General features: G+C 45.7%; 19 protein-coding genes. All 19 read right to left on the bottom strand.

The genetic code is table 11. The features are described from left to right. Positions 1–22: 22 nt before the first annotated feature. Positions 23–1,864, bottom strand: a complete 1,842-nt coding sequence (locus tag T357_RS0113625) for a V-type ATP synthase subunit I (RefSeq protein ID WP_031553733.1) — start codon at positions 1,862–1,864, stop codon at positions 23–25. Then, positions 1,861–2,475, bottom strand: coding sequence for a V-type ATP synthase subunit D (locus T357_RS0113620; RefSeq protein WP_031553721.1), 615 nt, complete (start codon positions 2,473–2,475; stop codon positions 1,861–1,863). Before T357_RS0113620 ends, T357_RS0113625 begins: the two co-directional genes overlap by 4 nt. Before the next feature lie 11 nt (positions 2,476–2,486). Continuing rightward, a complete protein-coding gene (locus T357_RS0113615) occupies positions 2,487–3,779 on the bottom strand; it encodes a V-type ATP synthase subunit B (RefSeq protein ID WP_031553717.1) in 1,293 nt (430 codons plus the stop codon). Positions 3,780–3,787: 8 nt separating this feature from the next. Beyond that, entirely contained in the window at positions 3,788–5,518 is a 1,731-nt protein-coding gene (locus T357_RS0113610) for a V-type ATP synthase subunit A (RefSeq protein WP_031553712.1), read from the bottom strand. 27 nt (positions 5,519–5,545) lie between these two features. After that, positions 5,546–6,067, bottom strand: a complete 522-nt coding sequence (locus tag T357_RS0113605) for a DUF2764 family protein (protein ID WP_031553709.1) — start codon at positions 6,065–6,067, stop codon at positions 5,546–5,548. A gap of 13 nt (positions 6,068–6,080) precedes the next feature. Further along, positions 6,081–6,641 carry a hypothetical protein gene (locus T357_RS0113600; RefSeq protein WP_031553706.1) on the bottom strand — a complete coding sequence of 187 codons (561 nt, stop codon included), beginning with the start codon at positions 6,639–6,641 and terminating at the stop codon, positions 6,081–6,083. Positions 6,642–7,203: 562 nt separating this feature from the next. After that, a complete protein-coding gene (locus T357_RS0113595; protein WP_242840117.1) occupies positions 7,204–8,133 on the bottom strand; it encodes an RnfABCDGE type electron transport complex subunit B in 930 nt (309 codons plus the stop codon). Positions 8,134–8,145: 12 nt separating this feature from the next. Beyond that, on the bottom strand, positions 8,146–8,760 hold the full coding sequence (locus tag T357_RS0113590) for an electron transport complex protein RnfA (RefSeq protein ID WP_031553698.1): 615 nt from the start codon (positions 8,758–8,760) through the stop codon (positions 8,146–8,148). 2 nt (positions 8,761–8,762) lie between these two features. Beyond that, positions 8,763–9,464 (bottom strand): electron transport complex subunit RsxE, encoded by a 702-nt coding sequence (gene rsxE / locus T357_RS0113585; RefSeq protein WP_044917006.1) that lies wholly within the window; start codon positions 9,462–9,464, stop codon positions 8,763–8,765. A 15-nt stretch (positions 9,465–9,479) separates the two neighbouring features. Further along, on the bottom strand, positions 9,480–10,088 hold the full coding sequence (locus T357_RS0113580) for an RnfABCDGE type electron transport complex subunit G (RefSeq protein ID WP_031553694.1): 609 nt from the start codon (positions 10,086–10,088) through the stop codon (positions 9,480–9,482). Next, positions 10,088–11,035, bottom strand: a complete 948-nt coding sequence (locus T357_RS0113575) for an RnfABCDGE type electron transport complex subunit D (RefSeq protein ID WP_031553691.1) — start codon at positions 11,033–11,035, stop codon at positions 10,088–10,090. The genes T357_RS0113580 and T357_RS0113575 overlap by 1 nt, the downstream gene beginning before the upstream one ends. Further along, the gene (rsxC, locus tag T357_RS0113570; RefSeq protein WP_031553688.1) at positions 11,032–12,432 is read right to left on the bottom strand and encodes an electron transport complex subunit RsxC; all 1,401 of its coding nucleotides are present in this window, start codon (positions 12,430–12,432) and stop codon (positions 11,032–11,034) included. The genes T357_RS0113575 and rsxC overlap by 4 nt, the downstream gene beginning before the upstream one ends. Positions 12,433–12,917: 485 nt before the next feature. Then, complete coding sequence (gene glmS / locus T357_RS0113565) at positions 12,918–14,756, bottom strand: glutamine--fructose-6-phosphate transaminase (isomerizing) (RefSeq protein WP_031553684.1); 1,839 nt, start codon at positions 14,754–14,756, stop codon at positions 12,918–12,920. Positions 14,757–15,201: 445 nt separating this feature from the next. Beyond that, entirely contained in the window at positions 15,202–16,407 is a 1,206-nt protein-coding gene (locus T357_RS20445; RefSeq protein WP_049962435.1) for a DUF4349 domain-containing protein, read from the bottom strand. Positions 16,408–16,439: 32 nt separating this feature from the next. After that, a complete protein-coding gene (locus T357_RS0113555; RefSeq protein ID WP_031553676.1) occupies positions 16,440–17,432 on the bottom strand; it encodes a hypothetical protein in 993 nt (330 codons plus the stop codon). Then, positions 17,429–17,995: an RNA polymerase sigma factor gene (locus T357_RS0113550; RefSeq protein WP_031553673.1), complete on the bottom strand. Its 567-nt coding sequence runs from the start codon at positions 17,993–17,995 to the stop codon at positions 17,429–17,431. The genes T357_RS0113555 and T357_RS0113550 overlap by 4 nt, the downstream gene beginning before the upstream one ends. Positions 17,996–18,404: 409 nt before the next feature. Next, entirely contained in the window at positions 18,405–19,877 is a 1,473-nt protein-coding gene (locus tag T357_RS0113545) for an FMN-binding protein (protein WP_049962434.1), read from the bottom strand. 279 nt (positions 19,878–20,156) lie between these two features. After that, entirely contained in the window at positions 20,157–20,828 is a 672-nt protein-coding gene (gene trhA / locus T357_RS0113535) for a PAQR family membrane homeostasis protein TrhA (RefSeq protein WP_031553666.1), read from the bottom strand. A 263-nt stretch (positions 20,829–21,091) separates the two neighbouring features. Next, on the bottom strand, positions 21,092–24,844 hold the full coding sequence (locus T357_RS0113530) for a phosphoribosylformylglycinamidine synthase (RefSeq protein WP_031553657.1): 3,753 nt from the start codon (positions 24,842–24,844) through the stop codon (positions 21,092–21,094). Positions 24,845–24,857 lie beyond the last annotated feature (13 nt).

The following is a 24,857-nucleotide window of genomic DNA, read 5'->3' as shown; positions in this document are numbered from 1 at the left end:
CCTTTAATTTAAAATTATAAACTTATTCTTTTATTTTGTCGTTCATTTTAAATGGATCGTACGCTATACCCGTCCACTCGAGACCTACCTGTCCGGAGAACTCAAGCACGTTAAGACGTACACCATGTACTACTACTGAAAGGATACACATAACTATATTGATTACGTGTCCGATTATTACGATGATAGCTGCCACTATCACGAGAGGTCCGTTTGCAAGACCTGCCGCCATGTTATTGAAGCTCTGTGCTATCGCGAGACCTGCCATTCCTACAGCAAAGAGTCTGATGTAACTCATTATGTTACCGAAACAGCTTATGGTGTTGAGGAAGCTTGTGAAGGCTCCGCCCAGTCCTGCTTTTACACCGTCAGAGAAGCTGACTCCGGGAGCCATGCCGCTGAACAGTACTACCAGCAGGAAGCCGATCGCGATTGCAATAAAGATAGGTGTCATAGACATTGATTCTCCAAGTACCAGAACCAGTGACAGGAGATACATTGCGACTATCGTTACCATCCATCCTAAATCTGCAACAAAGCTCAAATCTTTGTTATCCATCTTCTTTTTTGCAGCAAGTAAACTACCAAGTTCCATCTGCATAGCACCTATGGTGAATGAGAACTTCATAATGTTGTTTTGCTGCGTTGCCGAAGCCACTCCAAATTTCTCTGCGTAGTTTGCAAAGGAAGGAATGACTAAAGCTCTCAGGAACGGAACATTCATAGCGGACTCCATACCGAACCAGGTTCCTGTTACGGCACCCCAGATAACGGTAGAGATCGACAGAACCAAAAGAAGGAAAACAGGTGTTGTTATCTTCTTTGTCTTATAGATAATGACGATCGCAGCTATAAGGAATATAAGTCCGTATCCGCCGTCTCCGATGATCATCGCAAAGAATAATGCGAAGAAAAGCAGGAACCAAAGTGAGATATCTGCTTCTCTGTAGCCCGGAAGTATTCCAAGCATATCGTAGAGCGGTTCAATCAGTTTTGTAACCTTATTATAGCGGAGCTTGGTAGGTATGGTCTCATCTTCAGGTGAAACATCGCCTATTGCATATGCCCAGTTATTTCTGGTTGCTGCTGATTTAAAGGTTCCCAGATCTGCCTCAGGTACATATCCTGAAATCCATACCAGCCGATCCTCGGTGGTTGCCGTCTCACTGGCTGAAGAATAGTTTTCTTCGTTTTGTGCCTTTATGAGCTGATCATGGAAACTGTTTTCGTAAGTTGCTGCCTTTTTAAGGAATTCAACACACTCGTCACTCTCTTTCGTGAATCTCTCGATGTCACTTTTCAGATCACGGAGACCCCTGGCAGGGAGTGAAAACTCTGTTGCCTGGATATCCGGAGGGAGTGTGCCTAAAACAGCTAAGGTGTCGGTCTTTTCAACTGATGCAAGCTTGATGGCTTTAATGTTCTCATCCTGCATGATCTGCTCGCACTCGGCAGTACCTACACGATAAAAGTGAAGGTCGTATCCTCGCTTCTGCAGCTCTTTGACATCAGCCGGTGAAAAATCACCCCATGCTTCGATTCTTTCAATCTCAGCCTTTGTTGAGGAGATTTCCTGGTTAAGACTGTCCTTTTTGTTAAGAGCCTCTTTGGCTCTTCTATAAATCTTGTTAAACTCGTCGTCAGAAAGAACCGGAGGAGTTGTGGTTTCCTTTGATTTATCCGGCGCGTAATCCTGAAGCCGTGATACTGTCTTGGAAAGCTCTGTGAACTTTTCTATAGCAGCATGATTGGCACTCTTTCTCTCCGCCAGATGCAGAAGACCCACATCACGTAAGCCCTCCAGCATTTCATCTTTATGTGAAACAGTAGTAACGACGTGAACCATTTTCATTTTTTCTATCATCGTTCTGCCCCCACAAGTTTTTTCTTCGAGATCTTACCACGTACAACTGCAGCCGTCTGCTGGTCTCCGAGATAAACACCGATGACACGGATATTCTCCTTTGCCTCCGGGATCTTTACCTTCTCGAACAGGTTTACTCTCTGGGAGGTTGAGCGCAGCTCCTTATCCAAAAGTGCTACCTGTTTGCGAAGTGTTGAAACCAATGCATCAAGACGGGCAATCTCACGCAGTTTTACAAGTGCAGTATCAACCCACAGCGGGTAATCATCAACGTTGTAGGAAATGTCCTTGAAGGTCAACTCTTTAAAGGCCGGAAGCTTTACACCCGCAACATTTTCTGTTGTTACCAGAACTTTGTCCGGTTGTACCAGATTGTTAAGCTGTAATTCCTCGACGAACTGTTCATTCTCGGCGAAAACAGCTACCCAGTCATCCAAATTGCCTATCATGCCTTCGCGTTCGGCTTCCTTTTCTTCAAGTTCAGCCTTTATCTGCATGATAACTGACTGAAGCTGCTGCTTTTTAAGCTGCAGGGTAGGAAGATAACGTTGATACTGTTTCAGGTGATCTTTCTGCACTTTCTGTTCGTTTTTAGTGAGTTTGATCGCCATAAACCGCTCCTTTACTCATCCAACTTCTTTGGCCATCTTTCCTTGATGAGATTTGTCTTGAGACCTGTCTCATTAGGCTCAAAACAATCGGCAAGGATTTCCCAGCCAAGATCAAGAGCAGCTTCCAGCGGAATGTTAACACTAAGGTCCATAAGCTTGGACTCGAACATCTCACCATACTTAAGAAGCTTGTCATCCCATGCACTCATGGTAAAGCCCATGGACTTTTTCTCAAGACTTTCCTTGTACTGTGCATAGAGCTTGATCATACCATCCATAAGTGATCGGTGGTCATCACGGGTTGTGCCGTTAACATTCTGCTTAAGTCTGGACAGGGAACCAAATGGCTCGATGTGTCCGTTCTTAAGATAGAACTGACCCTCTGTGATGTATCCTGTGTTATCAGGAACAGGGTGAGTAACGTCATCACCGGGCATGGTAGTTACACCAAGGATAGTGATGGAACCTGCACCTTCGATGGCAACGGCCTTCTCATAACGGGAAGCAAGTGTACTGTAAAGATCTCCCGGGTAACCACGGTTTGAAGGAACCTGCTCCATGGTGATAGCCAGCTCCTTCTGAGCGTCACAGTAGCTGGTCATATCTGTAAGAAGTACAAGTACTTTCTTTCCTTCAAGAGCGAACTGCTCTGCAACTGCAAGTGACATATCGGGAACCAGTGTACTCTCAACGGTAGGATCCGCAGCAGTATGAATGAACATAACTGTGTGGCTCATAGCACCGCCCTTTTCAAGAGTGTCACGGAATGCCAGGTAGTCATCATATTTCAGACCCATTCCGCCAAGAACGATAACGTCAACCTCTGCCTGCATGGCGATACGTGAAAGAAGCTGGTTATAAGGTTCTCCGGAAACGGAGAATATAGGAAGCTTCTGACTTTCAACGAGAGTGTTGAACAGATCGATCATAGGGATACCGGTACGGATCATCTTCTTCGGAACGATACGCTTCGCAGGGTTAAAGGAAGGACCGCCGATATCTATCATATTTTCTGTAAGAGCCGGACCATTGTCTCTTGGAACGCCGGCACCGTCAAATATACGACCTAAAAGGTGTGATGAGAAGGAAACCTGCATCGGTCTGCCAAGGAAACGAACCGGGTCGTTTGTACTTACGCCCTGTGCGCCGGCAAAAACCTGAAGCGAAACGATATCCTTGTCCAGCTTTATAACATTGGCATAGCTGTTTCCAACCAAAGCAAGGTCACCATTTTTGATTCCCTCGGCCTTGACGGTAACAACGTTGCCGACGATTGACTCGATTTTTGTATATACTTTCTGCATAAGACCTCCTAAGCTAATGCCTTCGATTTATATAAATCCGTGATCTTGGTCTTCTGTGCTTCAAACTCAGGTGTCTCAAAAACAGTTCCATGCCAATCAAGGAATTCCTGTCTTAACTGGTTGAAGAAAGAACGGATCTCGTCTTTATCTTCGAGGTCATATTTCTGCATCAATGAATCATAAAGGACATCAAACTCGATTTTCTGTCTCTCCGGCGGGCAGGCAGCATCGATAGGATCGAAGGAGTTCTGCTGCAGATAAACCGCGTCGAGAAGCTCACCCTTCTGATAGGTGATGTAATCTTCTGCTGTTGTACCTTCCTCACCGACAACCTTCATCATCTGGTTGATTTCGATACTTCTGCGGAGGATTCCTCTTGCCCTTTCTACGAGATCCATTTCGATGATTCCGGGATACTTTGACCAGGAATCCATCGGATGGATGGCCGGATACTTACGGGCATCGGATCTCTCACGGGAAAGTCCGTGGAATGCACCTACAACCTTAAGAGTTGCCTGAGTAACAGGTTCCTCGAAGTTACCGCCGGCAGGGGATACTGTTCCACCGATGGTTACAGATCCGATAGAACCGTCCTTAAGACGAACCTTTCCGGCTCTTTCATAGAAGGAAGCGATGGTTGACTCCAGATATGCAGGGAAAGCTTCCTCGCCCGGAATCTCCTCAAGACGTCCGCTCATCTCTCTCATGGCCTGTGCCCAACGTGAAGTTGAGTCTGCAAGGAGGAGAACGTTAAGTCCCATCTGTCTGTAATACTCTGCGATTGTTACGGCTGTGTAGCAGGATGCTTCTCTCGCTGCAACAGGCATTGAAGAAGTGTTACAGATAATGATGGTTCTTTCCATAAGTGAACGGCCTGTACGTGGGTCATCCAGCTCAGGGAACTCTGTAAGTACTTCAACTACCTCACCTGCACGCTCTCCGCAGGCTGCGATAACAACGATATCAGCTTCTCCGTTTTTAGCTTCCATGTGCTGAAGAACGGTTTTACCTGCTCCGAAAGGTCCGGGAACACAGAAGGTTCCGCCCTTTGCTACAGGAAGGAATGCATCCACGCAGCGGAGCTTCATGATAAGCGGCTCATCCGGTCTTAATCTCTCTTCATAGCACTTGATAGGCTGTTTGATAGGCTGAGTGATGACCATGGAAAGTTCTTTTTCCTCTCCTGCACCATTTGAGATAACGCAAATGGTAGAGCGGACATTGTAAGAACCCTTACCATTTATGGATTTAACAACCCAGTCATCGCCCTGTAATGTAAACGGAACCATGATCTTGTGGGTGAAGATACCCTCAGGAACGGTACCGATGGTGTCACCGGCAACAACATTATCACCAACCTTGGCTACCGGAGTGAACTCCCAGTCGCGGTTAGGGATAGCGTCAAGGTAAACACCTCTCTGTAGGAAGAAACCACACTGCTCTGCAAGTTCAGGAAGTGGGTTCTGAAGTCCGTCGTAAATCTGTGTCAGGATGCCCGGGCCCAGATCAACGCTCATCAGCTCTCCGGTGAATTCTACCGGATCACCAACTTTGATGCCGTTTGACATCTCATAAATCTGCATACTGGCTACGCCGTTAGTAATACGAATAACCTCGCCCTTCAGACGCTTGTCGCCTACAAGAATATAACCTACTTCATTCTTGCGGACAGCTCCGTCGAAGCTTACATTCGCCATGTTACTATTGATGCCAGTCACATGTCCTGTTACTGTTTCCATATAAGTCTCCCGATTAATTTATATTAATTACAAATTGTAAACGCGCTGCTGTACCTCACCAAGTAGCTGTCGGAATTCCGTACTGCCCTTATCGTGATCAAAGCAGCCCTGACGCTCCAGTAATTTTAGTTTTACGGCATATCCGAACAATACATGATCGTCGAACATGTGTAATCCTACCAGTTCATCAAGCTGCTGGAATTCATAATCCAGCATGATCTTTTCTGCTTCGAGAGGATCCTTCGCTGCAAGAGCAGAGCTGACAATCTGGGCAGTCATGAAATCCTTTGTTTCGGGCGTCGGATAAGTCTTTCCAAGCTTCATGCTTCTCTGATAGTTAAGCTCTTTCGTAAGAGACCCGTAAACCCGGTTCCACTCCTTGATAAGAGGTCCATCTGTTGAGGATAATGTTAAATCCTTTAGAAGCTTGTAATTGGATTCACTTACCTGTGTTTCGCACATGTCAAGGAATTCCTGGTAGCTCAGAGGCATATCTCCGTCACTTTTGAGGTCAGGCAGGCTTGATATCAGATAATAATATGCAGCCATCTTTTACCTCCGTTTAAATCTCAAGGTTTCTGAAGTACGGCATCATCATCTCGGCAATTTCATCTTCGGTACATGCAAAATATCCGGATCCGTCATTAGCCGCAAGACGGAAGCCTGCTTTTACGTTCTTTGTGGGTTTGATCTCAAGTCCGTCCTTGATCTCCTGTGCAAGCTCACCCTTTAAAGCATCTGAAACTTCAGCTACTTCGGCGGTATACTTGGATACATCTTCGCCGGTAACCGCTGCGCGGATGAGTTTTCCGAGAGACTCTCCGGTCAGTGCCTTCTTTACATCGTTTTTGAGAATGTTTTCAAATGCGGTCTGGACTTCTGTCTTAAAAGCAAGCACGGCATCCCGTTTCGCCTGCTCAGCGCTGACAGAAGCACTTTCTTTCATGATTCCGATTTCCTTTTCTGCTGTGGCTTTGGCGTTTGCTGCTTCTGCCTTGGCATCGGAAACGATTGCAGCAGCTTTTTTCTTAGCTTCCGCAATGATAGATTCTGCCTCTGCGTTGGCAGCATCGATACCCTCTTTACGGATCGATGTGACCAAATCCTGAATCTGTAATTCCATAAGTTTCCTCCTAGTAAAAAGTCGACATGCTTTTTGATAAAACTTTTCTACCTTCGTATTTTCGGCAATTTCCAAAATATAATTAGTTTCCGCACCGTAAAATAAAACACTCTGTCATTCGTTGCTTTCCGGGAAAAAACATACGGATGTGTGAGTGTATTCCTGCGTATCCGTTAGTGTTTTGCAAATACTGTCTGATACGCATTATAAGAGGATAAAAGAAAATAAATTTCGGATTCCCTATGTATACAATGTTAAATTTTACACTAATTCTCCGTCAAAGGCAATAATTCTGTTGAGCTTGTATGAATAAAATGCGTATAAATTTACTGAAAATTGTATAACAAGCCCCTGAATTAACTTTTGGCACCGGGGGCGAGATTTTTACAGGCGGTAATTAATGACACAGTTGAATTGAGCTGTTTTTGGAATCTTTCATCAGATGAGTAACTGCTCTTGATCTGATGTATATACAGGATAAGGGGCAATTGCAACAGAAAAACCCCTCACCTCCTATGAGGTGAGGGGTTTTTCCATCTTGGTCTATAGAAATTATTTTCTATCAGGCATTGGCAGATGTTGTATCTTTAGGCTGCTCTGCAGGTTTTTCTGCCGGAGCGGGTGCCGAAGCCTTGGCTTCTGTAGCGGCAGGAGCTGCAGCCGGTGCCTTTGGTGCGGCAGGCTTTACGGGACGCTTGCCTGTAATAGCACCTGTAGGACACTTCTGGGCACAGATGCCACAGTCCTTACACTTATCATTCATAACTGCAAGACCATCGATAACATGGATTGCATCGAAAGGACAATTCTTTTCACACATTCCGCAGGCGATACATCCGATTGAGCAGGAATCCTTAACCTGCTTGCCCTTGAGATGATTCTGGCAGGAAACGATGTGCTTCTTCTTATAAGGAACGATAGCGATGATGTTCTTTGGACATGCCTTAACGCAGGCTCCGCAGGCAACACACTTTTCCTTATCAACCTTTGCCACTCCGTTTACGATGTGGATGGCATCAAATTTACAAGCCTTAACACAGGTTCCGTATCCGCAGCAGCTGTAAGGACACTCTTTTTCTGAACCGTTAGGTACAACAGCGAGGTCACGGCAGTCTGCTATTCCGGTGTAGTGGTAAGCCTGTTTTGCCTTATCACAGTCACCCTGGCATCTTACGTAAGCAACCTTCTTATCAGCCTGTTCGCCTGATGCGTTTGTACCCATGATCGCAGCAATTTTTACTGCAACAGCAGGACCACCTACAGGACACTGATCTACGGGAGCTTCTCCTGATGCGATAGCCTTTGCACAGCCGTCACATCCGGGGAATCCGCAGGCACCGCAGTTGTTGCCGGGAAGAGCTGCTCTTACGTTTGCTTCTGTTTCATCAACTTCTACCTTGAACTTCTCAGAGGCTACTCCGAGGAACATGCCAAGGATAAGTCCGGTCGCACCTACAAGTCCGGCAGCGACCAAAATAAATGTTACTATCACGTCGTTACCTCCTTATACAAGACCGGCAAATCCGAAGAATGCTATAGCCATAAGTCCGGCTGTGAGGAGCACGATAGGTGATCCCTGGAATGACTTCGGGATGCTGTCATTGCCCTCGATAACGTTCTCTCTGATAAATGCCATAAGGATAAGAGCAAGTGCAAATCCGATGGAGATACCGAGACCGTATACGAGACATTCTACGAAATTGTATCCGTAAGTTACGTTATTCAGTGCAACACCGAGAACGGCACAGTTTGTTGTGATAAGCGGAAGGAAAACACCGAGAGCGTCATAGAGACCCTTCATGTTCTTCTTCATAAACATCTCAACCAGCTGAACCAGTGCGGCGATAACCAGGATGAAAACGATGGTTGTGAGATACTCAAGACCATCCTTAAGACCCAGAGCCTTGCACAAAGGTGATGATGCAGCCATGAATACCACGTAGATAGCGTGGGAAACCAGGGATGCAAGCACGATAACGAAGATAACGGCTGCGCCCATACCCTTTGAAGAATCAACCTTCTTTGAAACACCAAGGAAAGCACAGATTCCGAGGAACTGGGACAGTACAACGTTTGATACAAGTGAATATTTAATTGCAATCAATAACAGATCTAACATGCTCACGCCTCCTTCTTAACTTCAGAAGCTGGAGCTTCTTCAATCTTATTAAATGCACCAAGCAGGTCACCTGAAGTAACGAACTCAGGAACTTCTTCTCCGCCATTTGTGGCTGAAGGAAGCTTAAGTTTGTTCTGGATGGCTGCAAGGAATGCAAGCACGATGAATGCACCCGGAGCAAGGGCAAAGATACCGATACTGAACTCCTCAGGAATAAGCTGGAATCCGAAAAGAGAACCCTTACCGATGATCTCACGAACTGAACCGAGAACTGTCAATGCAAGTGTAAATCCGATACCCATGCCGAGACCGTCACAGAAGGAAAGGACAGGAGTATTGAAAAGTGCATATGCCTCTGCTCTACCAAGAATGATACAGTTAACTACGATAAGTGGGATATAGATTCCCAGCGCCTCGTATACAGCAGGTGTATATGCCTGCATGAGAAGCTGTACGATGGTAACGAGAGATGCTATAACTACGATCTCACCCGGAAGTCTCACTCTGTTAGGAATGATATTTCTGAGTCCGGAGATCACCATGTTTGAAAACATAAGAACGGCGGTAGTGGAAAGACCCATACCGATGGCATTGAACGCACTTGTTGTTGTAGCAAGTGTAGGACACATACCAAGCATAAGGATGAAGGTAGGATTTTCCTTGATAATGCCGTTATAAATTCTTTCAAGATATTTATTATTCATTTATCACGACCTCCTTCACTTTACGATGTATTTCTGTACAAACTCAGTTGCAGCATTGGTTGAGTTAACAACTGCTGTAGAAGTCATTGTGGCACCGGAGATAGCATCGATTTCACTCTCTCCTGCTCCGCCGCCCTTCTTGACACTTAAGTTTGTTCCCTTGCCTGTAAACTGCTCATAGAACGCCGGTTCAAGAGCTCTCTGGCCGAGACCTGCAGTCTCAGGGAGTGTTTCAGGGAAGGAAATGCCGGTAACCTTTAAGTCACTGTCAACACCGATAACAACTACAACGTTTCCGCCGTAACCTGCGGCCTGGGCCTTGACGATGTATCCGATCTCTGCGCCGGAAGCATCCTTTGCGGCAACTACTGAAAGGAGCTCTGCTCCGCCGTTGTCTGCGGATACTGTTCCTTCAGCCTTTGCTGTTTCCAGGGTTTCTGCGTATGTCTCATCATCATAGGATTCTGCTGCCATAACCGCCTGATATGAAGCGATGGTGGAAGCATTCTTGATGGAATCAATCTGATCCTTGGTCATGCCGTAAACTGCTCCGAGAAGTAATCCGGATACAAGAGTGATGGCTGTAAGGATGAGGGCGTCTTTTACAAAAGATTCTTTCTTCATTACTTCTCATCCTCCCTTCCGAATGCCTTTGGAATAGTCTTAAGGTTTATAACAGGAACGATAATGTTTGTAAGGATGATCGCATAGGAAACGCCCTCTGCTGAACCACCGAACAGACGGAAAAGTCCTGTCATGACACCAAGGATGACTGCGTAAACAATCTGTCCCTTTGGAGTGATAGGTGATGTAACATAATCAGTTGCCATGAAGAAGGCACCGAAGATAAGTCCACCGCCAAGGATCTCGCACAGGAGATAGTTGATATCAAATCCGTGACCGCCGAAAAGCAGTGTGAATACAGCTACTGTTGCAATGTAGATGCAAGGGATCTTCGGAGATATTACCTTCTTAATGATGAGGTAAGCTGCACCGAAAAGGAGGCAGAGCTTTGAAACTTCACCGATGGTTCCCGGGATACGTCCGAGGAAAAGGTTCATGAGGTCAACCTTGGCCATATCTCCGCCGGCTTTCATGAAAGCAAGAGGTGTTGCACCTGACATGGCGTCCGGTCCTACTACTGTCCAACCGGTCATCTTTCCTGCGAAAGAGATAAGAAGGAAGCATCTTGCACCAAGAGCCGGGTTCATCCAGTTCTTTCCGAGTCCGCCGTAAAGCATCTTGATAACGATGATGGCGAAAACAGCACCTACGCAGGGAATCCATACAGGGATATCCGGCGGGCAGTTAAGTGCAAGGATAAGACCTGTTACCGCAGCTGACCAGTCACCTATGGTGATCGTCATCTTCATGAATTTCTCATAGGCATACTCTGAAAGTACTGCAAATGCCACTGTCAGGATAACAACCAGGGCAGCATTGAAGCCCCACTGTATGATACCGTAGATAGTTGTAGGAATCATGGCGATAACAACATCACGCATGATCTCGGAAGTGGTAACTTCATCACGAATGTGAGGATTTGAGGAAAGATTTAACATCTTATTCATTTCTTCACCTCCTCAGTAGATTTTGTTTCTTCTTTTGCCTTTGCTTCGGCTTCAGCCTTTGCCTTTGCGGCAGCAGCTCTCTTCTCTGCATTGACAAGGCGCTTCATCTGTTTGAAAGCCTGGGTAAGAGGTCTCTTGGCAGGGCAAACGTATGAACAGCAGCCGCACTCGATACACTCCATACCGTAAAGCTCTGCGAACTTTGATGTATCCTTGTTGAGACCTGCTTTCATAAGCATTGTGGGAACAAGATTCTCGGGACATGCTTCAACGCAGCGTCCACAGTTGATACATGCTGTTGTAGGCTCTGCTGCAACAGGATCGTGAAGCAGTGCAAGAATTGAAGATGAATTCTTTGCTACAGGTACATCAAGCTTAAAAAGAGGGATACCCATCATAGGACCACCGCAGATGATCTTTTCGGGATCGGCCTTGAAACCGCCTGCCTGATCGATGATCTCCTGGTAGTTCATACCGAGAGGTACCCTGAAGTTGCCGGGCTTTGCTACAGCGTCACCGGTAACTGTTACAATCTTTCTTACCAGAGGCTTTGACTCGCATACAGCCTCATAGATAGCAACCACGGTGTCTGCATTGTCAACTACGCAGCCCGCATCTGCAGGAAGCATTGAAGCGTTGATCTTTCTGCCGGTAACAGCAAAAATAAGCTGACGCTCACCACCCTGAGGGTACTTTGTCTGAAGAGCTGCAACCTCTATGTTTGACTCGCCCTGTGCCTTTTCCGTAAGAATCTTGATGGCATCAGGTTTGTTGTCTTCTACACAGATAACACCTTTTGCATTAGGGAATATAGAGAGAATGACCTTGAGACCACCGATGATCTTTTCAGGAGTCTCCATCATGTCTCTGTAATCAGATGTAAGATATGGCTCACACTCTGCGGCATTAACAAGGAAATAATCGATCTTGTCAATGTTTTTGGGCATGAGTTTAACTGATGTCGGGAATCCGGCACCTCCAAGACCAACGATACCAGCCTCCTTAACGATATTGACGATCTCGTCACGGCTGAGCTTGGTATAGTCTCTTGCCTGACCGAATCCTTCAATAGCTTCATAATTCTGGTCGTTGTCAACGACGATAGCGTCTACTACGGCTCCGCCGGCTGTAAGTCGCTTCTCTATAGCCTTTACGGTACCTGAAACTGAACAGATAACCGGGCTGGAAACGAATCCGCCTGCCTCAGCAATCTTCTGTCCTACAAGGACATGATCTCCCTTTTCAACTATCGGTTTTGCGGGAGCACCTATGTGCTGAGATACCGGATAAACCATAACCCCCTGTGGCTTAGGCTTAAGATCTACTATAGCCTGATCCTTTGCGAGATCCTTGCCGTCATAGGGGTGGACGCCACCTTTAAAAGTGGAAACACCCATATTCGTATACCTCCAAAAATAATTTCATAGACTTTAAATAATATAACAAAATTAAAGAATCATAACAATAAAAAACCTATTTGTGTATGACATTTAGTGCATATTTTCCACAAAAATGTTGTTAAAAATTTGTCACATTCAACAAAAGCCACAAACATGAAGAAGTATTGTATACAAAGATTGCATGGTGTATACAAAAAACGCATGGTTACTTATCCCGAAACAGGCAGCGAGGAGCCACGGGTTTTTTTTAATACCATTGGAGGAGGTTTTATATACAAAAATCGGATCCCCCGGAGCTCTTAGAGTCTCTTAGGAATCCGTTATACATAGGACCACCGGGGACGGTTCTCTACGGGAACCGTCCCCGGTGGATTATATTCTGCTAAATATTTTAATTGTTGCAAGTAAAGGGGTCAGCCCCCTTACAATATTCTGAATATATGCTGAGAGTTTTGTGATGGGGGCTGCCCCCTCTCCTGCTATTATTCAACAGTTACTGATTTTGCAAGATTTCTTGGTTTATCAACATCGAGACCCTTGGCAACACTTACATAGTATGCAAGGAGCTGTAACGGAATTACAGCAAGGGAGGTTGCAAAGTAAGGATCTGTGGTGGGAACATAAACCGTGAAGTCAGCTGTATCTTCTATATTGTAGTTTCCGTAGGTGGTAAGTCCCATAAGGTATCCGCCTCTGGCTTTAACTTCTACCATGTTGGAAACGGTCTTCTCGAAAAGCTCGGGCTGTGACAGTATACCTACAACCAGGATGCCTTTTTCAATAAGAGAAATGGTTCCGTGCTTAAGTTCTCCCGCAGCATAGGCTTCGGAGTGGATATAGCTTATCTCCTTAAGCTTCAGTGAACCCTCGAGGCCGATGGCATAGTCGATTCCTCTTCCGATGAAGAAAACGTCCTGAGCATTGGCCTGCTTGGCTGCAAACCACTGGATACGCTCTTTGTCCTTGAGGATATCTTCTATCTTCTGCGGTAATGCTTCAATCTCGGAGATAAGTGCTGAATAACGTTCTGCGTCGATCTCCCCACGTACCTTTGCAAATTCAACCGCAAGAGTGTAACCTGCAATGAGCTGTGTTGAATATGCCTTTGTGGTGGCAACCGCGATTTCAGGACCTGCTAAGGTATAGAACACATTGTCGGCTTCACGGGCAATGGAAGAACCGATAACATTAACGATTCCCAGAGTCTTAACGCCTCTCTCCTTTGCTTCACGGAGAGCCGCAAGTGAGTCAGCAGTTTCTCCCGACTGGCTGATGATGATAACGAGACCGTTAGGATCAAGGATAGGATTACGGTAACGGAACTCGGAAGCAAGCTCTACGCGGACAGGTATACGTGCAAGTCCTTCCAGAACGTACTGGCATACTACTCCGACATGATATGCTGAGCCGCAGGCAACGATGTAAATCTGGGAAATGTTTTTGATCTCAGCTTCACTGAGACCAACGCCGCTGAGATCGATCCTGCCGTCTTTTACAACAGAGTTGATGGTGTCACGGACTGCCTTCGGCTGTTCATGTATTTCCTTCATCATGAAGTGCTCAAAGCCGCCCTTCTCTGCTGCCTGAGCATCCATCTTGATCTCAACCAGTTCCTTTGTTACAGGCTCCTGATCGAGACTGAAGAACTCTGCGGTTCCGGCTGTAAGCTTTGCGATTTCCTGATTGTCAATGTAATAAACATTTCTGCAGTACTTGAGGATGGCAGGAACATCAGATGCGATATAGGTTGATCCATCCTGGATACCGATGATCATAGGAGCATCCTTACGGGCAACGTAGACCTCTCCGGGATAGTCTGTAAACATAAACTCAAGAGCATAGGATCCGCGGATACGGACCATGGCACGGGATATTGCATCGATGGGGCCCTGACCGTATTTCTGATAATAGTAATCAACCAGGTTTACGGCTACCTCTGTATCTGTCTCAGAGTAGAATACATACCCTTTTTTCAGAAGCTTATCCTTTATCTCCTGGAAGTTTTCGATGATACCGTTGTGAACGGCAACTACCTGCTTATGGAAGCTGACGTGGGGGTGAGCATTGGTCTCACTCGGCTCACCGTGGGTGGCCCATCTTGTATGACCGATTCCGCACTCACCCTTCAGAGCTTTTCCTTCATCTGTCTTTTCCGAAAGGTTTTTGAGACGACCCTTGGCCTTTACTACCTTTATTTCTGTTTTTTCGTTTCTTACGGCGATTCCCGCTGAATCATAACCTCTGTACTCAAGCTTGCTGAGTCCGTCCAAAAGTATAGGCGCTGCCTGCTTATTTCCTACAAAACCAACTATTCCACACATAAAAAAATCTCCTCTCTGATAAAACATACGGGATGAAGAGTTTCATTCATACAAAAACCGGTGGTGATGTTCAGGCCAATGTTTTCGTCCTTACATCATCACGAAACAAGACTTAACCTGACACTTCTAAAGAGAATAATGCTTACTTCAAAAGTGACACAAGTCTATTATACAACTCTTTCATCAGTTCATCAGTGAGTGAGAAAATTTCTGTTACGGTTTTGATTCCGCTTTTTCTTTTTTCTCTTTCGATTCACAAATCCGTGACAGCATCCGCCGAGTCTTTCGATAACTGTCATCCTCGTCGACCAATTACGGTCCTGGCGCTAACCTGAGGCTTTTCTCCTGTCTTTTGTCTCAAGTTTGTTGGTACTATAGCACAAATGGTACAGAAAATGCAAGGGATGTTATCCCTTGCATTTTCTTCCGTTTTTTATATATTTACTTATTTTTTATTATCCGTTTTTTCTGATGTTTCGTTTGTCTCCGGCGCTTTGGCTGCAGCAGCAGGTTCGGTTGTGTCGTTTGAAGCAGCTTCAGCAGGTTCGGGTTTGACATCTGCAGTGGTCGGAGTTGCAGGCATCGGAGCTGAAGGGGTTGGAATGCCGGTCATCTTTGCAGCTTTCTTTGCGGCTCTCTTTTCTGCTCCCTTACGGCATGCATTAATGATTCCCTTAACTATAAATTTTAAGATGAAGAAGATGATAGCCAGGAAAATGAATACAGGTATGCTTGAAATGAACCAGATGAGGAAATCGGTCATTGCTTCGGCAAGATCTACTAAATTTGATTCGAGATTTGCTGCTATACGTCCCCAGAATGTGGTCTTAGGTGTAGGTGTGTAAACCTTTGTTTCGGAAACATCCACTGTTATGGTTGAGTATTCAACCTGATTGTCATAGGAACGAAGGTTGGATTCATAGTTTTCAAGCTCATATCGGATATCTGAAAGACGCTCTTCGATGGAAATGATGGCATCAACGGACTCTGCCTGAGCCATGAGCTCGAGAAGCCGATTATACTCTTCCTTCAGCGCTTTCTTTCTGGATTCAGTATCATGATATTTTAATGTTATATCCTGTGTATTTTCGTATTTTCTTGTGAGATTAGCGCTTCCTTCGGCAAATTCCAGGAAGGCATCAACCTGTGGCTTTGGGATACGTAAGGTGAAATAGGCATAACGGCTTGAGTTTGTTTTTGCATTTCCATTAATGTCACTGGATTCCACATAACCGCCAAGCTCTGTGGTTCTGTTCTGGATATCTCTTACAAAGGAGTCAAATTCCGTTGTTTCGAATGAAAGATTGACATTTCTGATGAGCTTACGATCATCGGGAATCTTCTGTGTGTCTACATTAGAATTTTCAGATCCGTCCGCAGCAGTTTCGGAAGAGTATGCCGCACCCAAAACCGCACCTTCGTCGGCTTCCTCGGCATAGTTTGCTGAGTACATGTCTGCCCCCGCAGCCGCATCTGCCATAGGTATTCTGGCTTCTGACATATAGTTGGACCCGGCGCTTTTATAATTATAATTGTCGCTTGTGGCAGAAGACTTGCTTCCGCAGGCCATCAGTGCCATGACTGATAAAACAAATGCAGCAGTAAGAGCTGTTACTTTTTTAAGGTTTAATTTGATAGATCTTTTTTTCATAACTTATCTCCTTCCTTTGTGATTGATATTTTTTACGAAATCTGTTTTATAAGTTCCGTAATTTCTGATTCTCCGATATTTTGTGTGCTGTCAATGTCTATGGCGTAGCTGTGATCATCCTTAGCCCAGATGGCGACATAGACATTATCACCTGTACCCTTGAGAGTAACCTCTGTTCCTTCTATGCTGACTGCCCTCTCGTTATCATAGCTGTTGTAATCTCCGCTTATGTCCTGGTCTTTGGCATTGGACTTTCTGATACGGAAGGCTTCATGAGAAGCTGCGTCATTATAGATGATCTCCAGCATTTTACCGGTCATCGACCTGAAGATTCCGGCATTACAGTCTAAAAAGCTTTCAGGTATCGTGATATCAAATCCTGCATCCTTTTCCGCATCGGAGAGGGTGCTGCTGTCGAGCCAGGGATTTGCGATCATAGTAAGAACATCTTCTTTTTCTTCGGAAGATGCTTCCACGCCTTCAGTTTTAACGCCATCCATTGCTGTATTTTCCTCCGATAAAGCATTTTCCGATGATGCTTTGGGGGGATTTTCGGTTTTGGCCTGTGCTTCAGAGGGAACGTCATTGGCAAATTCTTCTCTCTGAGTGGGCTTGATACTTCTAAGTACCGAAGGTTTCTCTTCTGCATTATCAGCAGAAGCGGAATCTCCGGAAACTGCCTCTGCCGAAGCCGCATCCTGCTGAACAGCCTGTGGAGCCAGGACTTCTTTATTTCCGTTGAAGACTGCCATATATGTTCCAAATCCCAGAGCCAGGATAAGGGCGGCTGCAACGGTGCCCAGGGGCTTAAAACGCCGCTTGGTATTTAAATGTATCACCTTGTCGTTTTCGGATCCGTTTTCTGCAGTAGAATGTTTCTCAGAGGCACTGTCTTTGCCGGAATCAGTTTCGACAGAGATATCGTCAATACCCTCTTCCTGTGCAAGCGCCTTCGGCATCGCTTCAAGAATGTACTTTTCGTCGATATCACCGATGGCTTTTAAAAGTTCTGTTTCCTTTTTCATACCGATATCCCCTCACTTTCAAGTGTTGTAAGAAGTGCGGCTCTCATGCGGCTGAGCGCCATTTTCACCTTGCTTTCGGTGAAACCGTACTCCTCTGCTATCTCACTGACGGGAGACATGTACCAGTATCTTCTGACGAAGATTTTTCTTTGATCAGGTTTTTGATTTTCCAGAAACCGGTTGATGCAGTCTGTTAATGTTATCTGCTCCGGTAAATCATCCGGACGGGCAGATTTTGTGTCGGCAAGGCATTCTGAGAGCTCCTCAATAACTGCTGCCGTTTCTCCATTACCGCGCTTTGCGGCTGTCTGTTTCCTGTAAATATTCAATGCCAGATTCCTCGTTATCTTTCCCAGGAAGGTTCTGAGTACACAAGGTCTTTGGGGAGGTATTGCGTTCCAGGTATTCATCCATGTGTCATTAACACATTCCTCACTGTCTTCCCGGTTGTATAAAATATTCATGGCTATGTAGATACAGTAGTTGCCATACTTAGCTGCAGTTTCGGTTATTGCAGATTCTGACCTTGCAAAATAAAGCTCTATAATTTCCTGATCAGTCATGTAATGTCCTCGTTTCTGTTTCGGATAACCGGACCGTCCGGTATATTTCTATACTGCATATGAGGTTTCCGATGCTATCCTTATGCTCTTCATCCTAATACACACGAAATGTAGTTCACAGGTTACACTTTTTTTGAAAAAAATTTGTGTATTACAATAAAGAATTATACTGTGGTTCTTATATGATTTTATGACATATAGTGAGGACTGTGAAGAAAAGATTTTTAGAAAATAAAAAAATGCGGAAACAATCCGCAATTTAGGAAATTATAAGAGTGAGATAACAATAAGCTTAAAAAGGTGAAAGCCCGTATAAATAACTGGATAAAAAAACCGTCCGACAGGAGTGTCGGACGGCTGCATAATTTCAAATTAATGCTATATTTTTGAAGACTTAATAAATGAATGGTTATTTAGTAAAAACAGACGGATCTATACCTGCGCTTTCAAGGGCCTTCTTTGCAGCTTCCTTGATGGCATCAGATGTTATTGTGGCACCGGAAATGGCATCAACATTAAGGCTGTTTGCAGAGAGGATTTTCTCCGGAAGTTCTTCAAGAGCCTTGGTGCCGATACCGACGGTCTCCTTGTCTCCTGTTGCAACAAGATTGATGATCTTGTTTGCGACAGCTGTAACCTCAACTGTGACAGGACCGTTAATACCCTGAGCTTCGCCGGTAGCTGTAACTTCATCGGCAGCAGCTTCTTTTGAATCTTCATCCTTTTTGGTCTCAGCTTCGCTTTCCTCTGCCTTACTCTCTTCAGCTTCACTCTCCTGTGCATCTGCCTTATCAAAGCCTGCACTCTCAAGAGCCTGCTTAGCGGCTGTCTTGATGGCGTCAGATGTAACGGTAGCACCTGAAACGGCATCAACATCAATTGTGTTCTTTGAAACCATTTCGGCCGGAAGCTGTTCGAGAGCTACACCTCCAAGGCTTGGAGTCTCCTTTTCGCCTTTGGCAACAACGTCATAGATCTTGTCGGCAGTAGCTGTGATCTCAACAGTAACAGGTCCCATAAGTCCCTGTGCCTCGCCTGTAACAGTCACTGCATCGGCAGGAATATCTTTTTTCTCAACTGCTGTACTTGTGGTTTCCTCAGCAGTCTCCTTAGTCTCGGCAGGAGAATCCTTTGCATCAGCAGCGGCACCGGTAAAGTTAGATGCATCAAGACCTGCAGTCTCAAGAGCCTGCTTAGCGGCTGTCTTGATGGCATCAGATGTAACGGTAGCACCTGAAACGGCATCAACATCAAGTGTATTATTTTTGATCATTTCGCCGGGAAGCTCTTCGAGAGCTACACCTCCAATGGTAGGAGTCTCCTGGTCGCCCTTGGCAACAACATTATAGATCTTGTCGGCAGTTGCTGTGATCTCAACAGTAACAGGTCCCATAAGTCCCTGTGCTTCTCCGGTAGCTGTAACTGCGTCAGCAGGAATCTCATCAAGATTAACTTCTACAGTCTCCTTCTCTACATAGCCGAATACTGTCGGATCAAAACCTGCAGCCTTGATAGCCTCAACGGTAGCATTCTTAATAGCTGTTGATGTAACGGTAGCACCTGTTACAGCATCAACGTCAATGCTGTTTGCCTCAAAGATGCTTGCAGGAAGCTGGTCAACTGCCATGGTTCCGATATTTGGCGTTTCGTTCTGCTCTGTAACATTGATGGAATAAATCTTATCCTTAGTAAGGATAAGCTCAACCTTAACGTCTCCGTCCATGCCCTGACCAACACCTTCTACCTTAACAGCATCTGCAGGAATCTTACTCTTCGGAGCACTGCTTGAGGTTCCGAGATCCTTTGACTGCATACCTGTAACTACTGCAGCAACTATACCAACACCGATAACTCCAAGAGCGATCATATTGTTCTGTTTCATTTTAGTCCCCCATTTACCTGGAAATAAATAGACATCAATATGTCCATATGTCCTCTAAATATAACATAGGTTAATGCCTTTTTCATAGGGATTTCAATAAGTTTGTCAAAAAAACTTGACGCTGTGGCAGTGTTGTCCGGAGTCAGAAGCTTCCTGAAAATATTCACTCCGGAAATCCAATGGGGACGGTTCTCTTCCGCGATACAATAAAAAAGCTCCATGCACCTTAAGGGTACATGGAGGATAATATTACACTTTTTAATAAACCGGGATTGCATATCAACCCGCCAACAGAATCATCACGCCGTAGTGGCACATAGAACCTGCGATGACGAAGCAATGGAATATCTCATGATTTCTGAAATATTTCGGGAAACGCTCAAATACAGGAAGCTTCAAAGCATATATGATGCCGCCGATGGTATAAATCACACCGCCCCAGAAAAGCAGAGAAAACTCAGCATCTGTAAGCGAAGCCCTGATCTTCATGATGGCAGTTACACATAACCAGCCGAGAGCGATATAAATGAGAGCATTGAGCCACTTGGGAGTATGGATATAGATAATGTTTACGGCCATACCTATGGCTGACAGAATCCATACAACCAGAAGCAGCAGCCAGCCCGTCCTGTCCCCGAGAGCTATGGCACAAATAGGAGTATAGCTACCTGCTATAAGCATATAGATCATCATATGGTCTATCTTCTTCAAAGTGTCATTAACCTTCGGTGATATATCAATAAGATGATAGGTGGAGCTTGCGGCATAAAGAAGAACTATACTCAATGCAAATATCCCAAAAGCAAGTATGCGCTCCGGACTCGGATGCTGCGCCACCCTGTAAAAAAGCGGTATTGCAGCTATTATGGAAAGAATCATTGCAACATAATGTGTAAAGAAACTGCCCGGATCCTTGATCTTAAGCAGTAAAGAATTTCCCTTCGTAAACATAAATACCTCCTCCATAAAAGCTGATTTTCACTTTTATATATGATATGCAGACGAATATTTATCCGACTGAGATATTGGCTCTACATGATGTAGTTTTCATTACTACATACAATTATATCAAGAATTTGAAATATTGCAACTACGAGAGCCTATTATACACAGCTTTGAAAATATTGGAAGTAGTATTTAGATTATTTAATAAATATATAGAAAGGTTGAAACAGATCAGCCGGAGCCTGCCCTCCGGCTCCGGCGTCCGTATATTACTCGAAATATTCCTTGGCAGCCCTGAAAAGTCCCATATCGTAATTTCCGGGAACATTCTTATAGAGACTGTGTCCCCATCTCTCAGCATGACCCATTTTACCGAATACTCTTCCATCCGGTGAAGTGATACCCTCAACCGCATAGAAAGAACCGTTAGGATTGTACTGGATATCCATAGTCGGGTGACCATCGAGATCCACATACTGAGTTGCGATCTGACCATTCTCAACAAGCTTCTTGAAAAGCTCCGGCTCGCAAATGAAACGTCCCTCACCATGTGAAACCGGCACACTGTAGATGTCGCCCGGTTCAGAATCCGCAAGCCATGGAGACATATTGGAAGCGACTCTTACATTAACGATCTTTGACTGGTGACGGCTGATGGTGTTGAAGGTAAGAGTAGGACAATGCTCATCTGTATCTCTTATCTCACCAAACGGTACGAGACCAAGCTTTATAAGTGCCTGGAAACCGTTGCAGATACCAAGCATGAGACCGTCACGCTTTGTGAGCATATCCATGGTAGCTGTTTTTACTGCCTCATTTCTGAAGAAAGAGGTAATGAACTTGGCGGAACCATCCGGCTCATCTCCGCCTGAGAAACCGCCCGGGATAAAGATAAGCTGTGACTCTTCGATACGCTTTGCAACTTCATTGACAGACTCTGCGATATCCTGCTTTGTCATGTTTCTGACTACAACTATCTCAGGCTCAAGACCTGCATCGGCCATAGCCTTTGCGGAATCGTATTCACAGTTGTTGCCAGGGAACACAGGGATAAGAACCTTCGGCTTTGCAACCGATACAGCAGGTGCCACCCAGTTCTCCTCTGTGTAATCAGCTATTGTAACATCAGCCTCTTCCGGCTCTGCATCCTTATCGAGATTCATATTGCATTTGAATACCTTCTCAAGCTTATCCTCGTAAGCCTCACAAAGATCTGAAAGCTTCAGAACCTCGTCATTGTAACGGATCTCCGAATCTTCTGTTGTCTCACCGAGGTCAGCAACTATGATGCCCTTATCCTTAAGCTCTGATGCTGCATAAATCTCATCAAGAGTAGACTTCTCATTAAGCTCGAGGATGAAGCTTCCGTACTGATATCCGAAGATATCCTGAACTGAAAGGCTCGGTGCAAATGCGAAGCCAAAAGCATTACCCATGCACTGCTTGAGAACTGCTTCAGCGGCTCCGCCGTAAGTCGGTGTGTAAATGGAAGCAAGCTTTCCGTCTGTCACGAGCTTATGAACATAGTCGAAAAGTGTAAGGAGACTTTCCTTTGTGGGAAGCTCGTTTTTGTATTCAGGCTTAAGCCAGAGCACCTTATGGTTTGCTCCCTTAAACTCAGGGCTTGTGATGTACTTCGCATCCTCTGTTGTGATGGCGAAGGAAACAAGGGTTGGAGGAACATCCAGCTTCTCGAAGGTTCCGGACATGGAATCCTTGCCGCCGATGGCAGCGATTCCGAGGTCGAGCTGTGCATCAAAGGCACCGAGAAGTGCTTCAAGAGGCTGTCCCCAACGTGCGCTGTCGTGACCAGGCTTTCCGAAGTACTCCTGGAAAGTAAGGTAAGTGTCATCGAAGCCTGCACCGGTTGCAATAAGCTTTGCTGCAGACTCAACTACTGCAAGATATGCACCCTTGTAGCAGTTCTTCTCAGTGATGAAAGGATTGTAGCCGTAAGCCATAACGGAAGTGTCATCTGTGTGGCCCTTCTCAACGGAAATCTTGGCAGCCATTGCCTGTATAGGTGTGCGCTGATTCTTTCCGCCGAATGGCATAAGCACTGTTCCTGCACCGATAGTGGAGTCGAAACGCTCACTGAGACCTCTCTTTGAGCAGACATTGAGATCCTCTGAAAGAGCTGTCATGTTCTCGCTGAAGCTGCCCTTGACCTCGCGGTAAATGCTTTCGCCGGCAGCAGCCTTAACTGTGATGTGCTTCTCTGCACCGTTTGAGTTAAGGAAGTCACGTGACAGATTGATAATGTCTTTGCCGTTCCAGTGTGCGATAAGTCTGTTTGTATCTGTAACTGTAGCAACATGGGTAGCCTCAAGGTTCTCCTCGTGAGCAAGCTCCATGAAGCGATTCATATCCTTTTGTTCAACAACTACAGCCATTCTTTCCTGTGACTCTGAGATGGCAAGCTCTGTTCCGTCGAGACCTTCATATTTCTTAGGAACCTTGTTGAGGTCAATGTCGAGACCGCCAGCCAGCTCACCGATGGCAACGGAAACTCCGCCGGCACCGAAATCGTTGCAGCGCTTGATAAGTCTTGAAGCCTCCGCATTACGGAAAAGACGCTGAAGCTTACGCTCCTCGGGAGCATTACCCTTCTGAACTTCTGCGCCATCCTTTTCAAGGGACTCAACATTATGTGACTTGGAAGAACCGGTTGCACCGCCGATACCGTCGCGGCCTGTACGACCGCCCAGGAGAATGACTACGTCCCCTGCAGCAGGCACTTCGCGGCGGACATTCTCTGCGGGAGCGGCTGCAACTACTGCACCGATCTCCATGCGCTTTGCGGCATAGCCCGGATGATAGAGCTCGTCTACAAGACCTGTTGCGAGACCGATCTGGTTACCGTAGCTGGAATATCCGTCAGCAGCTGTGGTAACAAGCTTTCTCTGAGGAAGCTTTCCTGTCATGGTATCCTTAACAGAAACTGTCGGATCGGCAGCACCGGTCACACGCATTGCCTGATAAACATAGGATCTTCCTGAAAGAGGATCTCGGATGGCACCTCCGATACAGGTTGCGGCACCACCGAAAGGCTCGATTTCGGTAGGATGGTTGTGGGTCTCGTTCTTGAAAAGCAGGAGCCAGTCCTGTGCCTCGCCGTCAACATTAACCTTTATCTTAACGGTGCAGGCATTGATCTCCTCAGACTCATCAAGCTTCGGAAGCTTTCCTTCCTTCTTGAGAACCTTGGCAGCAAGAGTTCCGATATCCATAAGGTTGATGGGTTTTGTGCGGTTAAGCTCCTTGCGTGAATTAATGTAACGCTCCCATGAAGCCTTGAGCTGTTCATCCTCGAATGTTACATCATCGATGGTTGTAAGGAAGGTTGTATGGCGGCAATGATCTGACCAGTAGGTATCGATCATGCGGATTTCTGTGATTGAAGGGTCTCTTTGCTCGCTCTTGAAGTAATTCTGACAGAATTTAAGGTCATCGAGGTCCATGGCAAGACCCATATCCTTCAGGATATCCTTGAGCTTATCCTCGGAAGCTGCGATAAAGCCGTTCAGGGTATCAACAGACTCAGGGATGTCATACTTGACATCCAGAGTGGCGAAGGTTTCGAGGGAAGCCTCTCTTGCCTCCACAGGGTTAATGACATACTTCTTAATTTCAGCGATCTCCTGATCTGTGAGGTTTCCGTAGAGAAGGTAAACCTTAGCGGAACGAACCTTCGGACGGTCTCCGGTTGTGAGGATCTGTATGCACTGGGCAGCTGAGTCGGCTCTCTGGTCGAACTGTCCCGGAAGGAACTCTACTGCAAAAACAAAGGCATCCTTATGCTCAGGAAGCTCTGTGTAAACATTATCAAGCTGAGGCTCACTGAGAACCAGCTTTGTAGCCTTTTCAAATGTTTCTTTATCCAGTCCCTCAACATCGTAACGATTCAGAAGGCGTACGTCTGTGAGATTCTTAATGAGTAGTATGTGGCGGATGTCATGGCGAAGTCCCTGGGCCTCGTGACGAAGTCCGTCTTTTTTCTCAACATAAACTCGATTTACCATTTGTTTCTCCTTA

It is taken from the genome of Oribacterium sp. FC2011 (genome assembly GCF_000701645.1).
Classification (GTDB): domain Bacteria; phylum Bacillota; class Clostridia; order Lachnospirales; family Lachnospiraceae; genus Oribacterium.
The sequence above is the reverse complement of the archived record's forward strand: the minus strand, read 5'-3'. Positions and strand labels throughout refer to the sequence as shown.

Bases quoted from the DNA above. Each gene is read 5' to 3' on its own strand.
- T357_RS0113555 (WP_031553676.1), bottom strand. From the start codon at position 17,432: ATGAAAAAGGAAACAGAACTTTTAAAAGCCATCGGTGATATCGACGAA.
- T357_RS0113580 (WP_031553694.1), bottom strand. From the start codon at position 10,088: ATGAAGAAAGAATCTTTTGTAAAAGACGCCCTCATCCTTACAGCCATC.
- rsxE (WP_044917006.1), bottom strand. From the start codon at position 9,464: ATGAATAATAAATATCTTGAAAGAATTTATAACGGCATTATCAAGGAA.
- T357_RS0113600 (WP_031553706.1), bottom strand. From the start codon at position 6,641: ATGGAATTACAGATTCAGGATTTGGTCACATCGATCCGTAAAGAGGGT.
- T357_RS0113590 (WP_031553698.1), bottom strand. From the start codon at position 8,760: ATGTTAGATCTGTTATTGATTGCAATTAAATATTCACTTGTATCAAAC.
- glmS (WP_031553684.1), bottom strand. From the start codon at position 14,756: ATGTGTGGAATAGTTGGTTTTGTAGGAAATAAGCAGGCAGCGCCTATA.
- T357_RS0113610 (WP_031553712.1), bottom strand. From the start codon at position 5,518: ATGGAAACAGTAACAGGACATGTGACTGGCATCAATAGTAACATGGCG.
- T357_RS0113605 (WP_031553709.1), bottom strand. From the start codon at position 6,067: ATGGCTGCATATTATTATCTGATATCAAGCCTGCCTGACCTCAAAAGT.
- T357_RS0113550 (WP_031553673.1), bottom strand. From the start codon at position 17,995: ATGACTGATCAGGAAATTATAGAGCTTTATTTTGCAAGGTCAGAATCT.
- T357_RS0113545 (WP_049962434.1), bottom strand. From the start codon at position 19,877: ATGAAACAGAACAATATGATCGCTCTTGGAGTTATCGGTGTTGGTATA.
- T357_RS0113575 (WP_031553691.1), bottom strand. From the start codon at position 11,035: ATGAATAAGATGTTAAATCTTTCCTCAAATCCTCACATTCGTGATGAA.
- T357_RS0113625 (WP_031553733.1), bottom strand. From the start codon at position 1,864: ATGATAGAAAAAATGAAAATGGTTCACGTCGTTACTACTGTTTCACAT.
- trhA (WP_031553666.1), bottom strand. From the start codon at position 20,828: ATGTTTACGAAGGGAAATTCTTTACTGCTTAAGATCAAGGATCCGGGC.
- T357_RS0113530 (WP_031553657.1), bottom strand. From the start codon at position 24,844: ATGGTAAATCGAGTTTATGTTGAGAAAAAAGACGGACTTCGTCACGAG.
- T357_RS20445 (WP_049962435.1), bottom strand. From the start codon at position 16,407: ATGAAAAAAAGATCTATCAAATTAAACCTTAAAAAAGTAACAGCTCTT.
- T357_RS0113615 (WP_031553717.1), bottom strand. From the start codon at position 3,779: ATGCAGAAAGTATATACAAAAATCGAGTCAATCGTCGGCAACGTTGTT.
- rsxC (WP_031553688.1), bottom strand. From the start codon at position 12,432: ATGGGTGTTTCCACTTTTAAAGGTGGCGTCCACCCCTATGACGGCAAG.
- T357_RS0113620 (WP_031553721.1), bottom strand. From the start codon at position 2,475: ATGGCGATCAAACTCACTAAAAACGAACAGAAAGTGCAGAAAGATCAC.